General features: G+C 69.7%; 16 protein-coding genes and 1 pseudogene. 16 read left to right on the top strand and 1 reads right to left on the bottom strand.

Features of this window, described 5'->3' with window-relative positions:
• Position 1: 1 nt before the first annotated feature.
• The 7 genes from ACWDEW_RS04940 to ACWDEW_RS04910 are packed head-to-tail and all read left to right on the top strand — an operon-like array spanning position 2 to position 8,643.
• Positions 2-556 carry a hypothetical protein gene (locus ACWDEW_RS04940; protein ID WP_450509680.1) on the top strand — a complete coding sequence of 185 codons (555 nt, stop codon included), beginning with the start codon at positions 2-4 and terminating at the stop codon, positions 554-556.
• Positions 499-897: a hypothetical protein gene (locus ACWDEW_RS04935; protein ID WP_450509679.1), complete on the top strand. Its 399-nt coding sequence runs from the start codon at positions 499-501 to the stop codon at positions 895-897. Before ACWDEW_RS04940 ends, ACWDEW_RS04935 begins: the two co-directional genes overlap by 58 nt.
• 34 nt (positions 898-931) lie before the next feature.
• Entirely contained in the window at positions 932-5,200 is a 4,269-nt protein-coding gene (locus ACWDEW_RS04930) for a phage tail tape measure protein (protein ID WP_450509677.1), read from the top strand.
• Complete coding sequence (locus tag ACWDEW_RS04925) at positions 5,200-6,156, top strand: hypothetical protein (protein WP_450509675.1); 957 nt, start codon at positions 5,200-5,202, stop codon at positions 6,154-6,156. Before ACWDEW_RS04930 ends, ACWDEW_RS04925 begins: the two co-directional genes overlap by 1 nt.
• 13 nt (positions 6,157-6,169) lie before the next feature.
• On the top strand, positions 6,170-7,096 hold the full coding sequence (locus tag ACWDEW_RS04920; RefSeq protein ID WP_450509673.1) for a hypothetical protein: 927 nt from the start codon (positions 6,170-6,172) through the stop codon (positions 7,094-7,096).
• Entirely contained in the window at positions 7,093-8,199 is a 1,107-nt protein-coding gene (locus tag ACWDEW_RS04915) for a hypothetical protein (RefSeq protein ID WP_450509671.1), read from the top strand. Before ACWDEW_RS04920 ends, ACWDEW_RS04915 begins: the two co-directional genes overlap by 4 nt.
• Positions 8,200-8,643, top strand: coding sequence for a hypothetical protein (locus tag ACWDEW_RS04910; RefSeq protein ID WP_450509669.1), 444 nt, complete (start codon positions 8,200-8,202; stop codon positions 8,641-8,643).
• A 3-nt stretch (positions 8,644-8,646) separates the two neighbouring features.
• Here ACWDEW_RS04910 and ACWDEW_RS04905 read toward each other — a convergent pair whose 3' ends face one another.
• Entirely contained in the window at positions 8,647-9,297 is a 651-nt protein-coding gene (locus ACWDEW_RS04905; protein WP_450509667.1) for a hypothetical protein, read from the bottom strand.
• 170 nt (positions 9,298-9,467) lie between these two features.
• Here ACWDEW_RS04905 and ACWDEW_RS04900 point away from each other — a divergent pair.
• From ACWDEW_RS04900 to ACWDEW_RS04860, 9 genes and pseudogenes are all read left to right on the top strand, one after another.
• Positions 9,468-10,376 (top strand): annotated as a pseudogene (locus ACWDEW_RS04900) (peptidoglycan-binding protein); the annotation flags it as partial.
• A gap of 328 nt (positions 10,377-10,704) precedes the next feature.
• Positions 10,705-10,947: a hypothetical protein gene (locus ACWDEW_RS04895; protein ID WP_450509665.1), complete on the top strand. Its 243-nt coding sequence runs from the start codon at positions 10,705-10,707 to the stop codon at positions 10,945-10,947.
• A gap of 457 nt (positions 10,948-11,404) precedes the next feature.
• Positions 11,405-11,974, top strand: coding sequence for a hypothetical protein (locus tag ACWDEW_RS04890; protein WP_450509663.1), 570 nt, complete (start codon positions 11,405-11,407; stop codon positions 11,972-11,974).
• Between the two features lie 74 nt (positions 11,975-12,048).
• Positions 12,049-12,252: a hypothetical protein gene (locus ACWDEW_RS04885; protein ID WP_450509661.1), complete on the top strand. Its 204-nt coding sequence runs from the start codon at positions 12,049-12,051 to the stop codon at positions 12,250-12,252.
• A 105-nt stretch (positions 12,253-12,357) separates the two neighbouring features.
• Positions 12,358-12,702, top strand: coding sequence for a hypothetical protein (locus ACWDEW_RS04880; RefSeq protein ID WP_450509659.1), 345 nt, complete (start codon positions 12,358-12,360; stop codon positions 12,700-12,702).
• A gap of 15 nt (positions 12,703-12,717) precedes the next feature.
• The gene (locus ACWDEW_RS04875) at positions 12,718-13,713 is read left to right on the top strand and encodes a recombinase RecT (RefSeq protein WP_450509657.1); all 996 of its coding nucleotides are present in this window, start codon (positions 12,718-12,720) and stop codon (positions 13,711-13,713) included.
• A 68-nt stretch (positions 13,714-13,781) separates the two neighbouring features.
• Positions 13,782-14,924 carry a PD-(D/E)XK nuclease family protein gene (locus tag ACWDEW_RS04870; protein ID WP_450509655.1) on the top strand — a complete coding sequence of 381 codons (1,143 nt, stop codon included), beginning with the start codon at positions 13,782-13,784 and terminating at the stop codon, positions 14,922-14,924.
• Between the two features lie 84 nt (positions 14,925-15,008).
• Positions 15,009-15,935 (top strand): helix-turn-helix domain-containing protein, encoded by a 927-nt coding sequence (locus ACWDEW_RS04865; RefSeq protein WP_450509653.1) that lies wholly within the window; start codon positions 15,009-15,011, stop codon positions 15,933-15,935.
• Between the two features lie 103 nt (positions 15,936-16,038).
• Positions 16,039-16,317, top strand: coding sequence for a hypothetical protein (locus tag ACWDEW_RS04860; protein WP_450509651.1), 279 nt, complete (start codon positions 16,039-16,041; stop codon positions 16,315-16,317).
• Positions 16,318-16,400: the final 83 nt, after the last annotated feature.

Raw genomic sequence — 16,400 nt, 5'->3', positions numbered from 1 at the left:
CGTGACGCGCCGCACCCCGGACAACCGGCCGCCTGCCTCCGCCACGTCGGCGGAGGGGGCGTGGTCGGCCAAGATGGACCGCCTTCGCCGGCGGGCCCGTCCGCAGAAGCGACTGCGGATCTGTGATGACGAGGATCTGCGCCAGCGGTACGACGACGCCGAACAGCGGGCCCGCCGCGCCCGGTTCGTCGCCGAGGCGAACCCTGGCGACGAATCGGCCGTCCGGCAGTCGGCCGACGCCGACACCGCACGGGACGAGACCCGTCAACTCCTTGATGAGGCCTCGGAGTTCCTGATCTTCCGGGCCCTGCCTCGTCCTGTTCTGGAAGAGCTGATCTCCGAGCATCCGCCGACCGAACAGCAGGCGGAGGACGGGTCGATCTTCAACCCGGAAACCTTCCCCGCCGCCCTGGTGGCGGCTGCCTCCGTGGACGGCATGAGCCGCGAGGAAGCCGAGGAACTGCTCGACGGCTGGTCGACGCCGGACGCGAACGCGCTGTGGGACGCGGCCTGGAAGGTCCAGCAGGAGAGCCGGGTCGAGCTGGGAAAAGGCTGAGCCGCGATGCCGATCTGCGCGCCGAGCTGGAGCTGTGCGAGCAGTACCGCATCCCGCACTCGCAGTTCCTCGGTGGTGACGGCCGCTGGTCCGACCTCGACCGGGCCAAGGCGATGGCGTGGGCGCAGTGGCAGCGGTCGGTGTGCCCGGAGTGCCGCACCCGGCTGCAGGAGTGGGACCACCAGCGCGGCGGCGACCCGCACGCCTACGTCACCGACACCCTGCGCTGCCCCGGCTGCGAGCTGATCGAGCAGGAACGCGACCACGTCCCCCAGGACCGGTCCGGCTACGGCGTGAAGATCCAGCTCCTCCCGCGCGAGCAGTACGAACAGCGCCCCTGATACACCCCTGCACCCTGTAAGGAGGCCGCCCGCGGTGGCCGGGTTCACCCTCACGGTCGCGATGCGCGCCGAGGTCCGCGACCTGATCGCGGGAACCCGTGCTGCCTCCGGACAGATGCGTACGTTCGCTGACCGGACCGACGCGGCGAACCGTTCCCTGGCTCGGCTGGACGCCAACGGGGCGCGGCTCGCTACGCAGTTCGCCGCGCTGAATCGTTCCTCCCGCGCAGCCGTGGGGGAGTTGAACCGGATCACGGCCCGCGCCGGGGCCGCCCGTACGGCACTGCGCGCGGCCGGGGACGACGGCGCTCGGTCGATGTCCCGGCTCCAGCGGGCCACCGCCGGTGCCGGTCGGCGCGGCCTGTCCACCACGAACATGCTCGCCGGCGGGGCCCTTGTCCTCGGCACGGGCGAGATCATCGAGGAGGGCAACCGCTACCAGCGGCAGATGAACCTCTTCGGTGCGGTGACCGATGCGACCGCCGCACAGATGAAGCGGGCGGCCGCCGTCGCCGAGGAACTCGGCAACGACCTGACCCTGCCCACCACGACGTCGGCCGACGCCGCCGAGGGCATGGTCGAACTGAGCAGGGCGGGTTTCCGTGCGGACCAGTCGATCGACGCCGTACGCGCCTCGCTCCAGCTCGCGTCGGCGGCCGACGTCAACGCCGCCACCAGCGCCCGCTACTTGGGCGACATCATGGATCAGTACGGCCTTGGTGCTGATCAGGCGTCCAAGGCGTCTGACACGCTCGCGGCCACCGCGAACAACGCGTCCGGCTCCATCACCGACATCTACTACTCGATGCGGTACGCGGGCCCGGTCGCGAACGCGCTCGGCGTCAGCCTCCAGGACACCGCGGCCGCGGTCGGCATGCTCGGCAAGAGCGGCATCCTCGGCCAGACCGCCGGCACGAGCCTGCGCGGGATCTTCGCCAACCTGGCGGCACCGACGCCGGCCATGAAGAAGGGCCTGCGGGACCTCGGGATCGAAGCCTGGGATACCCAGGGGCGTTTCCGCGGGCTGCGCACGGTCATCGACGGCCTGTCGAAGGCCGAACACTCCATGTCCGAGCAGGACTTCACCGCCGCCGTCACCCGCGCCTTCGGCAAGCCCGCGCTCAGCGGCGCCGTCGCGCTCGCCCATCAGGGCACCGAGAGCTTCGACGCCCTGGCCGTCGCGGTCGACCAGACTGGGTCGGCCGCGTCCATCACCGCCTCGCGCGGTAAGGGACTCACCGGTGCGATGACACAGCTACGCACTCAGGCCAGGCAGACCGGCATCGCCCTGTACGAGGGGATGGCGCCCGGCCTGGAATGGGTGACCCGCCTGCTCACCCGCGGGATGTCCGGGGCCACGCCTTACCTGACCACTGCCCTTGAGTACGGCCGCGACATCGCCACCCTGTACGGCCCGGACCTGAAGGAGTCCACGAAGAACGGGATCGGGTCGCTCATCGATGAGGCCCAGCGGCTCATCGGGCCGCTCCAGGACATCGGTGAGCACGCGCTGGCCACCGGCCTCAACCTGCTGATCAACGCCGCCAGCACCCTGGGCGACGTCCTGGACAACGCCGCCGACGGCGCGGAACCCCTCCTGAGGGCCATCGCCGACCTCGGCGACGACGGAGGCACGGCGGCCGGAACGCTCGACATCATCGCCACCGTCGCGAACGTCGCGCTGGACGCCGTCTCCGGGCTCTCCCTGGTCCTCGTACCCATTGGCCACCTCGTCGGCGGACTGGTCAGCGCGTTCGGCGCGCTGCCCGCGCCGATCCAGTCCGCAGCCCTGGCGATGCTCCTGTTCCGCCGCGTCCAGCCGACCCTGACGGGCATAGCGAACACCGTCAGCGGCCCGGTCCGCTCGGGCTTCGCCTCGGCCAACGAACAGATGCGCCTCCAGCAGTCCTTGGCGGCCGCATCCGGCGTCACCCTGTCCCGGTACGGCGCCGCCTGGGCTGCCCTCCAGGCCCGGGTCGGCTTCCTCGGCACCATGACCGCCGCGTTCCGCAGCGCGAACGGGGCGGGCACCACGTTCACCGGCACGCTCAACGGCGTCGGCCGGGCCGCTGGGTCGGGACTGCGCTCGGCGCTCGGCGGTGTCACCAACGCGCTCGGCGGCCCGTTCGGCGTCGTGATGGCCGGGGTGTCGGTCGGTCTGGGGCTGTTGGCCGCCCGCCAGCAGAAGGCCGCGCAGGCTGCTGCCGAACACCAGCAGCGCATATCCACCCTCACCTCCGCGTTGCGCGAGTCCGGCGGGCAGATCGACTCCAACGTCCGCAATCAGGCGGCCCAGGCCCTGCTGGACACCAAAACCAACCAGGGCCAGTTGACCAAGGTCATGGAGCAGGCCGGCGTGCCGCTGGCCAGCCTCACCGACGCCTACCTCGGACAGGGCACGAGCCTGGACGCGCTGCAGAAGCAGCTCCTCACGACCGCGAACGCCCACCGGGAGTACCGGGACGTGGCGGGCGGCAAGTCGTCGGTCCTCGACTACACCGACGTCGGTCAGCAGTACAAGGACGCTGCCGACGCGCTCGGCAGCGTCAAGGGCGAGATGGCCGAGTCGGTGAAGAACGCGCGGGACCTGGCGGCGGCGACGAAGGGAGCCGGGGATGGCACGTCGGCGTACGACCGTCTGAAGGCGGCTGTCGGCGGCCTGGCCGACCAGACCGCCGACGCCGACACCCGCACTCGGTCTCTGAAGTCGGCTCTCGACCTGCTGTCGGGCGGACAGATCTCCCTCCAGGCCGCCGAGGCCAAGGTCAACAGCGCGGTCCTCGACCTTCAGGAGGGCAGCAAGGGCGTCAGCCGTCAGGGGGGCTACGGCGGACGCCAGCTCGTCAACGAGGACAAGACCCTCAACACCACGACGAGGAACGGCCAGCAGCTCTACACCCAGCTCACCGCCCTGTCCGACGCGGCGGCCGACGCCTCGGTGGCGACCTTCGATCTCGCTCAGCGCAACGGTGAGACACTACCGGCCGCGCTCGCGAAGGCACGCGAGCAGATGAGCCGTGCCCGTACGGAGGCGATCGCGGCCGCGCGTGGCTACGGCTTGACCAAGGCCCAGGCCGAAGGCGTTGCCGACAGCCTCGGTCTGCTGCCGTCGAAGGTGTCGCTGCTGCTCCAGACGAAGGGCATGGACAGCACGCTGGCGAACCTGATCGCCGTCCAGGCGGAGTTCCAGCGACTCCCCAACGCCAAGACGATCAAGGTGGATTCGCTCAGCGACGGTGCGCAGCAGAAGCTCCGCGATCTCGGGTTCACCGTGAAGACCGTGCCGGGCACCCGGCAGATCAGGATCACCGCGCCGACTCAGGGAGCGAAGAAGAACCTCGACACCCTCATCGAGACGCTCGGTCGGACCCCGAACAGCAAGAACATCCCGGTGTCCGCGCCGACCGCCGCCGCGATCAAGAACCTTCAGGCCGTCCAGACGAAGCTCCGCGCCACACCGGGCGCCAAGTCCGTCATCGTCCGCGCGCCAACAGCCCAGGCACGCAAGGAACTTGAAGCCCTCGGCTTCCGGGTGGAGAAGGTTCCCGGCACGAAGAACGTCAAGGTCACCGTCCCCACCTCCGGGCCGCGCAAGGCGGCGGACTCGATCCAGCGCCGCATCGACGCACTGCGCGGCAAGGAACTGACGGTCACCACCCGGCACGTCACAGTCTTCGACCAGCTCACCAAGCAGACCGGGAGCACCGCCGACGCGATCGAGAAGCAGGCCGAGAACCTGAGCAAGAACGCCAACCGGCATGCCGACGGCGCCGTGGTCGACTACTTCGCCGACGGCGGCCTCACCGGCGGTGCGCGCCGTGAACAGCACGTCGCGCAGATCGCACCGGCCGGGAGCTGGCGTGTCTGGGGTGAACCCGAGACCGGGGGCGAGGCCTATGTGCCACTCGGGACTTCGAAGCGCGAGCGCAGCAAGGCCGTCGTGGAGACCGTGGTCGACCGGTTCGGCGGGCAGGTCGAGTGGTTCGCGGACGGAGGTGTCCGCAGTGCCCGCAACCACGACTACAACCCGCTGCTCGCCAACTCCTTCAAGCAGGCCCGCAACGCGGCGGCGATCGCCGGTGTCGTGCGCTCCTTCGACATCCGCACCGGCAGCGACCAGGCCCGCACCCGCGTCGTCGACGCCCGCGCCGGCGGCCGCGTCCAGGTCGTCGTCGTACGCGAACAGCAGCCACTGATCGGCTCCATGCCGGTCACCGTCACCGACAGCGCCGCCACCCCCGAACAGATCGGCAACGAGATGATGCGCACCCTGCGCAACGCGCAGCGGGGCGGGAGAGTGTGATGACCACAGCACCCCACACCAGCAGCCGCCCCGAACTGGCCCCCTGGCAGTACGAGATCGGAGGCGTCGTCCTCGGCAAGGGCAGCTACGTACCGGTCGGGAACATCGAAGGCCTCGGCGCGCCCGCCACCCGACCCCAGGACGCCGACAACCCGAACAGCGAAGGCACCACTCCCGGCCGGGACTTCTACGGCCCGCGCACCCTGCGCTTCGAGGCCGGCATCAAGACCCCCGGCGACCCGGAGAAGGCCGCCGCCATCCTCGCCCGGCTGGAGCTGGCGCTGGACGACCCCGACGCCCGCACCAGCCCGGACGGTCGTCACATCCTGCGCGGCCGGTGGCCCGGACACGCAACTCGCCGTATGTACGGGCGACTTCGACGGATGGAAGCCACCAGCACCGCAACCGCCGTACACGGATGGATCCCACTGGACATCGAGTTCGCGGGTCTGGACGACCCACGCTGGTACGACGATGAGCTGTCGACGCTGACGCTCGACCTGGACCAGGCCGCTCGCGCCGACCATCCTGACCGCACCCTCGACGAGGCGCTGGGATCTGACGCCGGGTGTCCCGGTTCCGCAGACCCGAAGAGCCAACTGGCCGACGATCGGCCCGGCTGGATCACCAACCGCGGTGACGTGCCGTCGTACCCCAGCCTGCGCGTGCACGGCCCGGTCACCGGGCCGCGGATCTGGAACACGCGCACCCGCCGCGTCCTCGACCTCGATGTGACGCTGCGCGAGGGCGAATGGGTGGAGCTGGAGACGCGGCCCGGCACGCGCTGGGCACTGCGCAACGGCACCATCAACGTCGCCAACGACCTGAGCCCCGCATCCCGTCTCGACCTGTTCACCCTCCCGCCCGGACGGTCCGAGATCGCCTGGAGCGCGAACGACCCGTCCGCCACCGCGCGCCTCGAGGTGGCGTGGCGGTCGGCGTACACCACCCTGTGAACGGAGAGCACTCGTGACGCTGCAACCCCCGATGATGGTGCGCGGGGCCGACCACTCCGCCCGGGCCATGCGCCTGATGATCCGCGACCTCGCCCGAGGCCGGCAGGGCATCGCGGAGAGCGAGGACCTGAAGGTCCGGCCGCTTCCCACACCCGGCCCCGGTGTCCGGGTCGGTGACGGTTCGGCTCTCGTCCACGGTGCCCGCCCCTGGCAAGGGGCCTACACCCAGAGCAACATCGGCGACGCCGAGGTCGGCATCTCACCGACCGGCTCGGTCGCCCGCACCGACCTGATCGTCCTGCGGATCGAGGACCCCGAGTGGGAAGGCGAACGCGACCCCCGCACGCAGGAGATCGGCTACTTCCACGTCGTCGAGGCAGTGACCGGCGAGGCCTCCGCCGTGCCCGACGGTATGACCGGGATCGCTCTGGCCCGCGTCACCCTGCCCCGTAACACCGGGGCGATCACCGCCGACATGATCACGGACCTGCGGCAGATCGCGAACCCACGCACCGAACGCCTTCTGCGCGTCGTACACCCGACCACCACCGACAAGGTGCCAGGCAAGCACGGTCAGTGGGCGGCTTGGCCCAAGGAAGCCGCCTGGGACCTCGACATCCCCACCTGGGCGACACGGGCCACCATCGTCGTCACGCTCTCCGGACTGCGCTCCGAGGCAGGCCCCGTCTACGCCGAGCTGCGCACCCGGCTGGGGGAGCGCGCGGCCAAGGCAACGGTGGTGGACGACGACGGCACGACCACCCGCCGCTCCAGCGTCACCCTGGCCGACGACGTCGCCGTACCCCCTGCCTACCGGGGCAGCCGCCAGCGCCTGGCCGTCGAGATCAACCAGAACGACCAGTACGGCGATGGGGAGTTGGCCGTCGCGACGGGCACCACGGTCACGCTCGACGTCGCGTTCACGGAAGGGCCCGCGTGACGATGGCCGACTACCGCTACATCGCCGTACGGGCCGCGACCGGTGACGTCTTGCACTGGAACCTGCCGCTGGGCGAGGTCGAGTACGGCCCGGAGATATCCGGGCCCGGCTCGCTCAAGGCGACCGTGCCGACCACGTTCCGCCGCGCGCTGTCCGAACTGCTCGACGCCGGCGACACCGTGCTCCTGGTCGAGCGCGACGCCCGCCTCGACTGGGGCGGGCTGCTGTGGCGCGCCGAGCCGGAGGGCAGCACGCTGCCCGTCGAGGCCTCCGGGTTCGGCAGCTACCTCCACCGTCGCTTCGACCTCCACGGCAACCTCGACGGCCGCGGCCCCTACATCGAAGCCGACCCGTGCCAGGTGATCCGCGACGTGTGGGCGTACTGCCAGGCCCAGCCCGACGGCGACCTCGGCGTGGTCGTCGACGACACGAAGTCGACAGCCAAGACCGGCACGGCGAAGGACCCCTTCACCACGTCCAAGACCGACCCACGCAACCTCGGCGAGATGGTCGACGAGATGGCCGAGATCGACGACGGCCTGGAATGGTCGGAGACCGTGACCTGGCGCGGGCGGCGCGCCGAGCGACGCATCCTCCTCGGCGCGCCGCGACTCGGCCGGCGGCGGGAGGACCTGACCTTCACCACCGGCGCGAATGTCGTCGGCACCCCGCACGTCATCAAGGACGCCGACTCCTACGCTCAGTGGGCCATCGGACTCGGCGCGGGCGAGGGCAAGAAGCGCACGGTCGTCATCGACGGCGTACGCAACGGGCGTCTCCGCCTGGAGCACCGGCTGGAGACGAGCGAGAAGGACGCCGCCAAGCTGAAGCAGCGCACTCGCCGCGAACGTCTGGCACGTCAAGTCCTGCCCTCGCTAACCGAGTTGGACATCATCGACCACCCGGCCGCGCCCATCGACGCGCTCCGGATCGGAGACGACGTCCGTATCCGGCTGTTCGAGCCGCACACCGCCTACGACGGCTGGTGCCGGATCGTCGGCTGGACCGTGAAGCCCGGCGAAGGAGAGACCGCCGACCGCGTCACGCTGAAGCTGGAACGCACCAACAAGCCCGAGGACGACACGGGCGAGGAGGAGCAGTAGATGCCGGACACGATCGCTGACCTCGGCCGCCGACTGGCCCGGCTGGAGAAGAGGGTCACCACCCTCGAACGCGCTCGCCGCGCTCCCTACCCGGAGTGGCATGACCTCCCGCTGACCGGTGACACGACGGTCCCGGACGAGGAGCAGCCGCCGCAGTTCCGCGCCAATCCCTGGGACACCACGGAGCTCTGCGGCCGCATCGGCCTCGTCGGCGGGCGGGCCACCGACGACCAGCTGATCGCGCTGCTGCCCGAGGGCTACTGGCCAGAAGCTCCGCGCACGGTCGATGTCGCCTCCGACGCCGCCCGTCGCGCCCTCCAACTCGACATCACCCCCAAGGGCCTGGTCCGACTGCGGGTTCAGGGCGGCGGCAGTCTCCAGGCAACCTGGATCAGCCTGGACGGCGCCTCCTGCCGTACAGACAGGGCCGACGATGCCTCATAGAGCTCATTGCCTCGCGACTCTCCAGGGTATCGGGCTGATGGCGGGTTGGCGCGGTACCGAGCGCAGTCGGCGTCGCGGCGTAGGCGACAACGTCGCATTGCACGCGTCGAGGAAGGCGTGAAGAGCGTTGTTGTGTTCGTCGAGCATGCGGTTGAACTGCCGGTAGGTGCTGCGGCGTACCGGGCCGCCAACCCAGTCCTCTTCACCTCGAAAGGATCTGAACCATGCCTCCAGGCGCTCGTACACCACTTCGGCACGTTCAGAGGTGGCGGTCGCCTGCCTCCATACGTGGGGTGTGCCCACGACAGCCACCGCGCCAAGCGCCTGGAGCGCGTCAGCGTTGAGCTTCGCGAAGTTCTCCTTCTGCTGACAGTAGGACTGCCACTGCGCATGTCGCGTGCGTGGGTCGAGGCCGTCTTCCTCTGCATTGGCGACGTCGGACAGAAGGTCCAAGTGCTCCTTCAAAGCCGTCTGACGGGCAATTAACGCCTGAGCGCAGGAGTGGAAGGCTTCACGGCGGGCCTGTGTCATCTGACCGTCGAACTGAGCGCGATTGGCTAACCGGGCCGCAAGGACCACACCGAGCACGCCCAGCCCGGCGCCAAGGGCCGTCCCCGCCAACCCCACTACAGCAATGAGGAGTTCACTCTGCATGAGCAGATCCTGAGCGCGCGTTGCGGCGGATGCGATCCGGCTCCCCGCGCCGACCAGTGAGTATCCTGACAGCAGGGTGACCCTCCACCCGCTTCGCACTCCCGAGGGACCGGACCGCCGCAGCGGCCACGGCCGACTGCCATCCGGCGCAGGGGAGAAGGACGAAGCGCGTGGCTACACCGCTGAGCGCGGACAAGTTCCTGTCCGCGCTGAAAAGCGCCGGGCTCGGCGTCGTCGAGCACGGCACATGGCGCACCCACAACCGCAACACCCACGGCAACTGGGGCCCCGTGAACGGGGTCATGATCCACCACACCGGTCCGTACAGCTCCGAGAAGGACATGGTCGAGCTGTGCCGTACCGGCTACCAGGACCTGCCCGGACCCCTGTGCCACGGCGTGATCGACCGTTCCGGCACCGTGCACATGGTCGGCTACGGACGCTGCAACCACGCCGGTATGGGCGACACGGACGTTCTGCTCGCGGTCATCGCGGAGAAGAAGACCCTCCCGCGCGACAACGAGGCCGACACCGACGGCAACCGGCACTTCTACGGCTTCGAGTGCATCAACACCGGTAGCCAGGAGTGGCCGTCCGCGCAGCTCGACGCCATGGCGCGCGCGGCGGCGGCGGTCTGCCGCGCGCACGGGTGGGACGAACGCAGCGTCATCGGCCACAAGGAGTGGCAGCCGGGCAAGCCGGACCCCAGCGGCATCGACATGGGCGACTTCCGGGCCAGAGTGGCCCGCCACCTCAAGGGCGGAGCCAAGCCCAAGCCGACGCCCAAGCCCACTCCGAAACCGACGCCCACGCCGGTCCCGAAGCCGACCCCGAGGTACGCGGCGTACCCGGGCGCTCAGTTCTTCCGTGTGGGGCGTTCCTCACCGGTGATCGCCGCGATGGCGAAGCGCCTGATCGCAGAGGGATGCGACTCCTACGACGTGCCGCCCGGGCAGGTCTGGAACGAGGCGCACCGCCGCTCGTACGCCGCCTTCCAGATCAAACGCGGCTTCCACGGCGCCGACGCCGACGGCATCCCCGGACCTCAGACCTGGACTGCCCTGCGCGTCCCTCACCAGGCCGGCACGACCGAGCAGACCACGACCACCCCGTCCCAGGAGAACGACCCCATGCCGCAGGCCCTCGCCGACATAGCCGAGCGCACCCTCGCCACCTACGTGCAGTCGCTGCTGGGCCTGATGGCCGCGTCCAGCACGACGGACCTGGTGTCCCTGACGGCATGGCAGGCCGCGGCGGTCGCTTCGATGCCTGCCGCGCTCAGCGCCCTGAAGTCCACCGTCGGCACGGTCCTGGGTAAGCAGGGGACAGCATCGTGGCTGACGGCGAAGCGCGATCCGGCCTCGCCGGAGTACTGATCGTCCTACGGCGAGAGAAGAGGAGGACGACGTGCCCGAGGGAGAGGTGGCTCTCGCCCTGGCCGAACTCCGGGCGACGGTGGAGGTCGGCTTCGCCCGTATCGACGGTCAGTTGGCGCTGCTGGTCCAGCGCAGCGACCAGACGGACAAGGCCCTGGAGGAGTTGGAGGAACGGGTCAGCGCGTTGGAGAAGACGCGCTGGCCGCTGCCCACCCTCGCAGTACTGGCCAGCATCACGGCGGTGGCGCTCACTGTCGTGAGCCTGCTGAGGTAAGGCGACGACCGCCTTGCTTTTTCGCAATCCTTAGCGATGAGGTTCACGCCGGACGCTCGCGAAGCCTCTTACTTACATGGAACACAGCAGCAGACGGAACACAGTGATCAGTCACCAGGACACAGTCGGTCGTGACGAGGGTGCTCAGCAGCAACTCGCCTTGGGCCAACACCATCAGACAGTTCTGGTCAGCCTCGGTGAGTACCTAGATGTTGAGGCTGGACTACGCGAGATCCTGGTGATTGCGTCGGGTCGGAATGGCCGTTCCATCACGCGTTCTGGTTCGAAACGATGACGGCATAGCGCCACACCAACGCACACGGCCCCCACCGAGGTGGGGGCCGCTGGGTCCTCTTGGAAAGACCGCCGCCACCCTAGCAGCGACCGTCGGGCACGCCGGCGTACCCGCACGGCTACGCTGACGTGCTGCATTCAGGACGCACAGCGGAGGACGAGCATGAGCCGGCGCAAGCCGTACCTGGTGGGGCATCAGGAGTTCGCCGCCCTGTACCGCGTTGACCCGAAGATGGTTGCGCAGTGGCTGGCTCCGAGCCGGGGCGTGCTGGACCCGTCGACCGCCCTGGTCGTCAGCGGAGTCCGCTACTGGCCGCTCGGCTTCGCGGCCCGGTTCGGCACGACGACGACGCGGTTCCGCCAGGTCGACTTGGACGCGAAGGCCCGGATTGTCGCGGAGCAGGGCGCGGGTTGGGAACCGGACCTGGGAGATCAACTTCCCCCGATCGTCGGCCAGCAGGAGATCATCGCGATGTTCCACCTGCCCGCACAGGGGAACCTCGCCATGACCATCGCGACGGGGCGCTTCCCCGGATGCGACTGGTTGCTGTCCGGGTCGATGCTCTGGCTCCTGGAGACCGTCCTCGATGCCGTGCCGGAACTGCGTCAGAGCTCGCGGAGCGTGTCGTGGGACGCGGACGAGGAGGTCGTGGCCGCCCTGCGGGCCGGCACCTACGACGGGCCGGGCAGTCGGGTTCTCACCCGAGGCCGTCACGCATCAAAGGGTCTCTGACCTGCGCAAATATTGTACATGGCCTCAAATTGCGAATAAGATATATGTAATCTCAATTCGCCAAGGAGGTAGCAGTGCAGCTAATTGCCACGCCGGGCGGCGACGAAGTCGCCGTCATGGACGCCCGCGAGGTCCTGGTCGTCGAAGGGGCTCTCTCGCTCTACGTGCTCAAGCATCCCGACTCGAATATTGCCGTCAGGGCGCTCGGTGACGTCGCGCGGGCCAACGAGGCGCGGGAGGCTCGCATGGAGAGCGATGTTGAGCGGGCCTCCGTCTGATCCGGTCCGGGGTGTGAAGTCCAGCCTGTCCTAGGGGGGTTGATCATCCGCGCCTCAACCCTCAAGATAGGTGACATTCTTCGAACATGTTACCAGGGGGTGGGTATGGAAGGCGTCCAGGGCGAGATACCAGGCCTGGTCATCCACACCGTGCGGCAGCCCGAGGGGCAACCGTCTTCGATCCAGGCCCAGTTCGAGACGTTCCACCAGCTCAATCCCTGGGTGCTCCGGGCCCTGGAAACCCTGACCGCCGACTACCTGAAGCGCGGCGCGCGCCGGATCGGCATCGGGATGCTCTTCGAGGTCCTGCGCTGGCACTACGTCACGGCGACCGAGGGCGACGACTTCCGCCTCAACAACAACTTCCGCAGCCGGTACGTCCGGCTCCTCATCGAACGCCATCCCGAATGGGAGCGCGCGTTCGAGGTCCGCAGCCTGCGGACCGACTGACCTCTTGGAGAGAGCGTGACCGACGAACCATCCGCCGAACCCGCCGTAGTGGAGGGCACGGTGGTCGAACCAACCGCGACGGCGCCCCAGCCTGTCCCACCGAGCGCCATCACCCTGCGCGCCGACCAGGACGAGTTCGACCACAAGCAGCTCTCGACGCTGGCCCTGATCAGCCCCGGCCTGGCCGCCGCCCCGCGCGGCCACCTGGCCATGTTCTTCCACTACTGCGTACGGACCGGACTCGATCCGTTCGCACGGCAGATCTACATGATCGGCCGCACCAACTGGAAGGCCGCCGACAACCCCGACGAGCCCGAGAAGACATGGACGATCCAGACCGGGATCGACGGCTTCCGCACGGTCGCCCACCGGGCGGCGGCGAAGGCCGGGGAGTCCATCTCCTACGAGGACACCGTCTACTACGATTCCGAGGGCAACGCCCACGACGTGTGGCTGTCGAAGGCGTACCCGGCCGCGGTCAAGGTCACCGTCCTGCGCGGCACGAGCCGCTTCCCCATGATCGCTCGCTGGGACGAGTTCGCCCCGACCTACTACGACCGCAAGCAGAGCGCGTACGTCGTGGCGAAGATGTGGCAGCAGATGCCCGCCCACATGCTGCGCAAGTGCGCCGAGGCCGGCTCGCTGCGCATGGCCGCACCGCAGGACCTCTCCGGCGTCTACGTCGACGAGGAGATGGAGCGTGCCGACGCCGAAGCCGTCGTCCGTGAGGCGGAGGAGGCGACCCGGCGCCTGCGGGTGGCGGCCGGACTCGAAGCGGGCGACTCCGCGGGCGGCACGTTGAGAGGTGAGCCTGGCGGTGACCCCGAGACGGGGGAGCGGAACACGAGCGCGGCGACGGCGGCGCCGAAGAAGCGGCCGCGTGCCGCGAAGAACGCGGCCAAGGCCCCGGACCCGGAGCAGGACACCGCCACCGTCGCAGACGAGCCCCCGGCTCCGGCCAAGCGCGCCCCGCGCAAGCGAACCGCCCCCGCGCGCCGCGCTGCCTCCTGACCCCTGCCGACACCGGGTGCCGCCCGCCGTCAGCGGTGAGGCACCCCGCATCCTCTTGGAGAAAGATCATGACCACTGTGGCCCTCGTGCCCCAGCGGCCCGTCAGCCTGTGGCCCGCCGCCCACGCGGCGGACGCACGCCGCCCCCGCTCCCAGCAGACCAAACTGGGCGCCAGCGACACCGTGTGCGCACGCCGAGCCGGATACCTGCTGCACGGCCGCACCCCCACCGACACCGGCGAGAAGCGCAAGGCGATTCTCGGCACCTGGCTGCACGCCGGGATACTCGACGCCGCCCGCGAGGAGTACGGCTGGCTCGTGGAGCGCCGCGTCGAGGACGAGACCGTCCGGGGGCACATCGACGCCGTCCAACTCGACAGCACCACCGCCGCACAGCTCCCGAAGCGGCTGCGCCCCACGCTCCCTGCCGAACAGACGACCGTCGAGGACGTGAAGACGAAGGGCACCTACCAGTGGGACAACGTCCTGCGGTACGGGGCGAGCGAGGCCGAGATGCGGCAGGTGTATCTGTACGCCGACCTCCTCGCCGCCGAGGGATTCGCGCGCGTGAGCGGCCAGCGCCAGCTCGCCCGGATCGGCCCCGTGCCCGTTGCCCGCATCCGGTTCCGGTTCATCAACCGCGACAACGGCGACGACCACGTACAGGAGATCGCCTACGAGGCCGACCGGGCCCGCCGCGCCCGCTGGTGGGTCCAGCAGGTGCGCGCCGCCGCCTCCCCGGAAGAACTGCCGCGCACGTTCCAGGGGCCGGGCCTGTCCGCGATCTGCGACCACTGTCCCTTCCGCACCGCGTGCTGGGGACCGATCGCAACAGGACGTTCGGTGCAGAGCCGACTCGTCCACGACGACGAGGAACGCGCTGTAGCACTGGCCGAGTACGTCGCCGTCACCGAGCGGATCAAGCCCCTCAAGGAGCGTCAGAAGTTCCTGCGGGCCCAGCTCGACGGCTCCGAGCCGGGCACCTACGGAGACAACGTCCTGGGGTGGAGCGGCGGCAACCCGACCAAGGTCGACGACATCGAGGCCATGGTCGGCCTCTACCGCCGCGCGGGCCTGGAGGTGCCCATGGCACCGGATACGCCGGCCATGAAAGCCAGGCTCAAGGAAGTGGGCGTCCCCGTGCCCACCCGCCTCGACCACGACCGGCGGACAGCGGTGAGCATCAACGTCACCGCGAGCAAGCAGTCCTGACCACCGCACCAGGCCGGGGCGGTACCCGCGTGGGCCCCGCCCCGGCCCCGGCGCGGCGGCGGGACGCAACACGGAGAGGTGCCGGTGAGCATCCAACTGATGGTGGTGGCCGCCTACTTGCCGAAGGAGGTGCTCAACAAAGCGCAGAAGTTGGTCCTCATGAAGATCGCGGACTCGGCCGACGACCAGACCAGGCTGGCCAGGCCCGGCCTGGAGCGGATGATGGCGTGGGCCGGCGTGGGGGAGAAGCAGGTCAGCACGCTTGTCACGGAGCTCGTCGGCCTTGGCCTGGTCGAGCGGGTCACGATCGGCCGTGTCGGCCGCCGTGCCGAGTACCGCGTCTTCCCGTACGGCGTGCCGCCCATCCCCTCCACGGAGGAGTTGGCCGAGCGGCGCCGTGCAGCGCGTCAGGCACCGACCAACCCCCGGCTGGCGCGCAGCGGTACGCCGCGCCGCAGACCGTCGTCGGCGGCCCGCACCCAGCAGGACGTGACTGCTCGGCAGGAGGTGCGGGCCGCCGAGGAGACCGCGCGGGGGGCTGGGTTGCCCCAGGGGAACCCTGGCGGGGCCACACGCAGGGTCGCCCCGGGGGAACCCAGTGGGTTGCCGCAGGGGAACCGGGCGGGTTCCCCCGGGGAAACCCCTTCTCTTCCCCCTTCTTCCTCTTCTCTTCCTAACCCCCCTACCCCCACGGGCGGTGCTGTCGGGGACACGGAGACGCGTCGCGGACAGCAGAGAACGGGCTGTGCCAAGCACGCCGAGCCGGTGGGCAACTGCCGGGGATGCGGCACCAATCCGCGCGCCGAGCGGGAAGAGGAACGCCGGGAGGCGGCCGACCGCGAGCACCGCGACCAGCAGGACTGGCTACGGGAGTTCTTCGCCGAGCAGGAGCGCCGGGTGGCGCGGAGCGACCCGCAGGCGCTGGAGATGGCCCGTCAGCGGACGCGGGAGCTGGCCCGCATGGGGCGGGAGAGGGGACGGCAGGCGGCGGCCAAGTCCCGCCAGAGGTAAGGGCGTTCGCAAGATCACCCACATTGACGCCTCGATGTATGCCATTAAGATATAAGTAGAAGTTCGGAACTCGCCGGACTTGCCCACCACTTGGAGATCGCTCGTGACCATCACGCTCAGCCCGGCCCCCGACGCCTACATCGTGGTCGCCGAAGTTGTCCACGGCCCCCACCTCGCTCCACGGCTCGGTGACGGCCTGTACTGCTCGCCCGAGTGCGCGGAGGACGGCGTCCGCGACCTCGTCGACACCCTGAAGCGGGAAGAGGGCGGCAGTGGATTCGTATTGCCCTACCAGGGGCGTGCGATCGGTTGCGTCGTCACGCGCGGCGGCCGGATGTGGGCGGTGCAGATCCTCGCCCGAAGTGAACTGCCTGCCGTCTGAAGCTCTTCGCTTTCACCTGAGATAGGTGACATTTCTCAAAGGTGTGCACGCATTTCCTGCGTGCCCGCCGAGCATACCCTCTT

This window comes from Streptomyces sp. NPDC001100, assembly GCF_053598575.1.
Note: the sequence above shows the minus strand (reverse complement) of the source record. Positions and strands in the feature narration are given on the sequence as shown.

What these genes read in the sequence shown, in the direction of transcription:
- ACWDEW_RS04890 (WP_450509663.1), top strand. Translation starts at nt 11,405, where the DNA reads ATGAGCCGGCGCAAGCCGTACCTGGTGGGGCATCAGGAGTTCGCCGCC.
- ACWDEW_RS04905 (WP_450509667.1), bottom strand. Translation starts at nt 9,297, where the DNA reads ATGCAGAGTGAACTCCTCATTGCTGTAGTGGGGTTGGCGGGGACGGCC.
- ACWDEW_RS04870 (WP_450509655.1), top strand. Translation starts at nt 13,782, where the DNA reads ATGACCACTGTGGCCCTCGTGCCCCAGCGGCCCGTCAGCCTGTGGCCC.
- ACWDEW_RS04925 (WP_450509675.1), top strand. Translation starts at nt 5,200, where the DNA reads ATGACCACAGCACCCCACACCAGCAGCCGCCCCGAACTGGCCCCCTGG.
- ACWDEW_RS04910 (WP_450509669.1), top strand. Translation starts at nt 8,200, where the DNA reads ATGCCGGACACGATCGCTGACCTCGGCCGCCGACTGGCCCGGCTGGAG.
- ACWDEW_RS04880 (WP_450509659.1), top strand. Translation starts at nt 12,358, where the DNA reads ATGGAAGGCGTCCAGGGCGAGATACCAGGCCTGGTCATCCACACCGTG.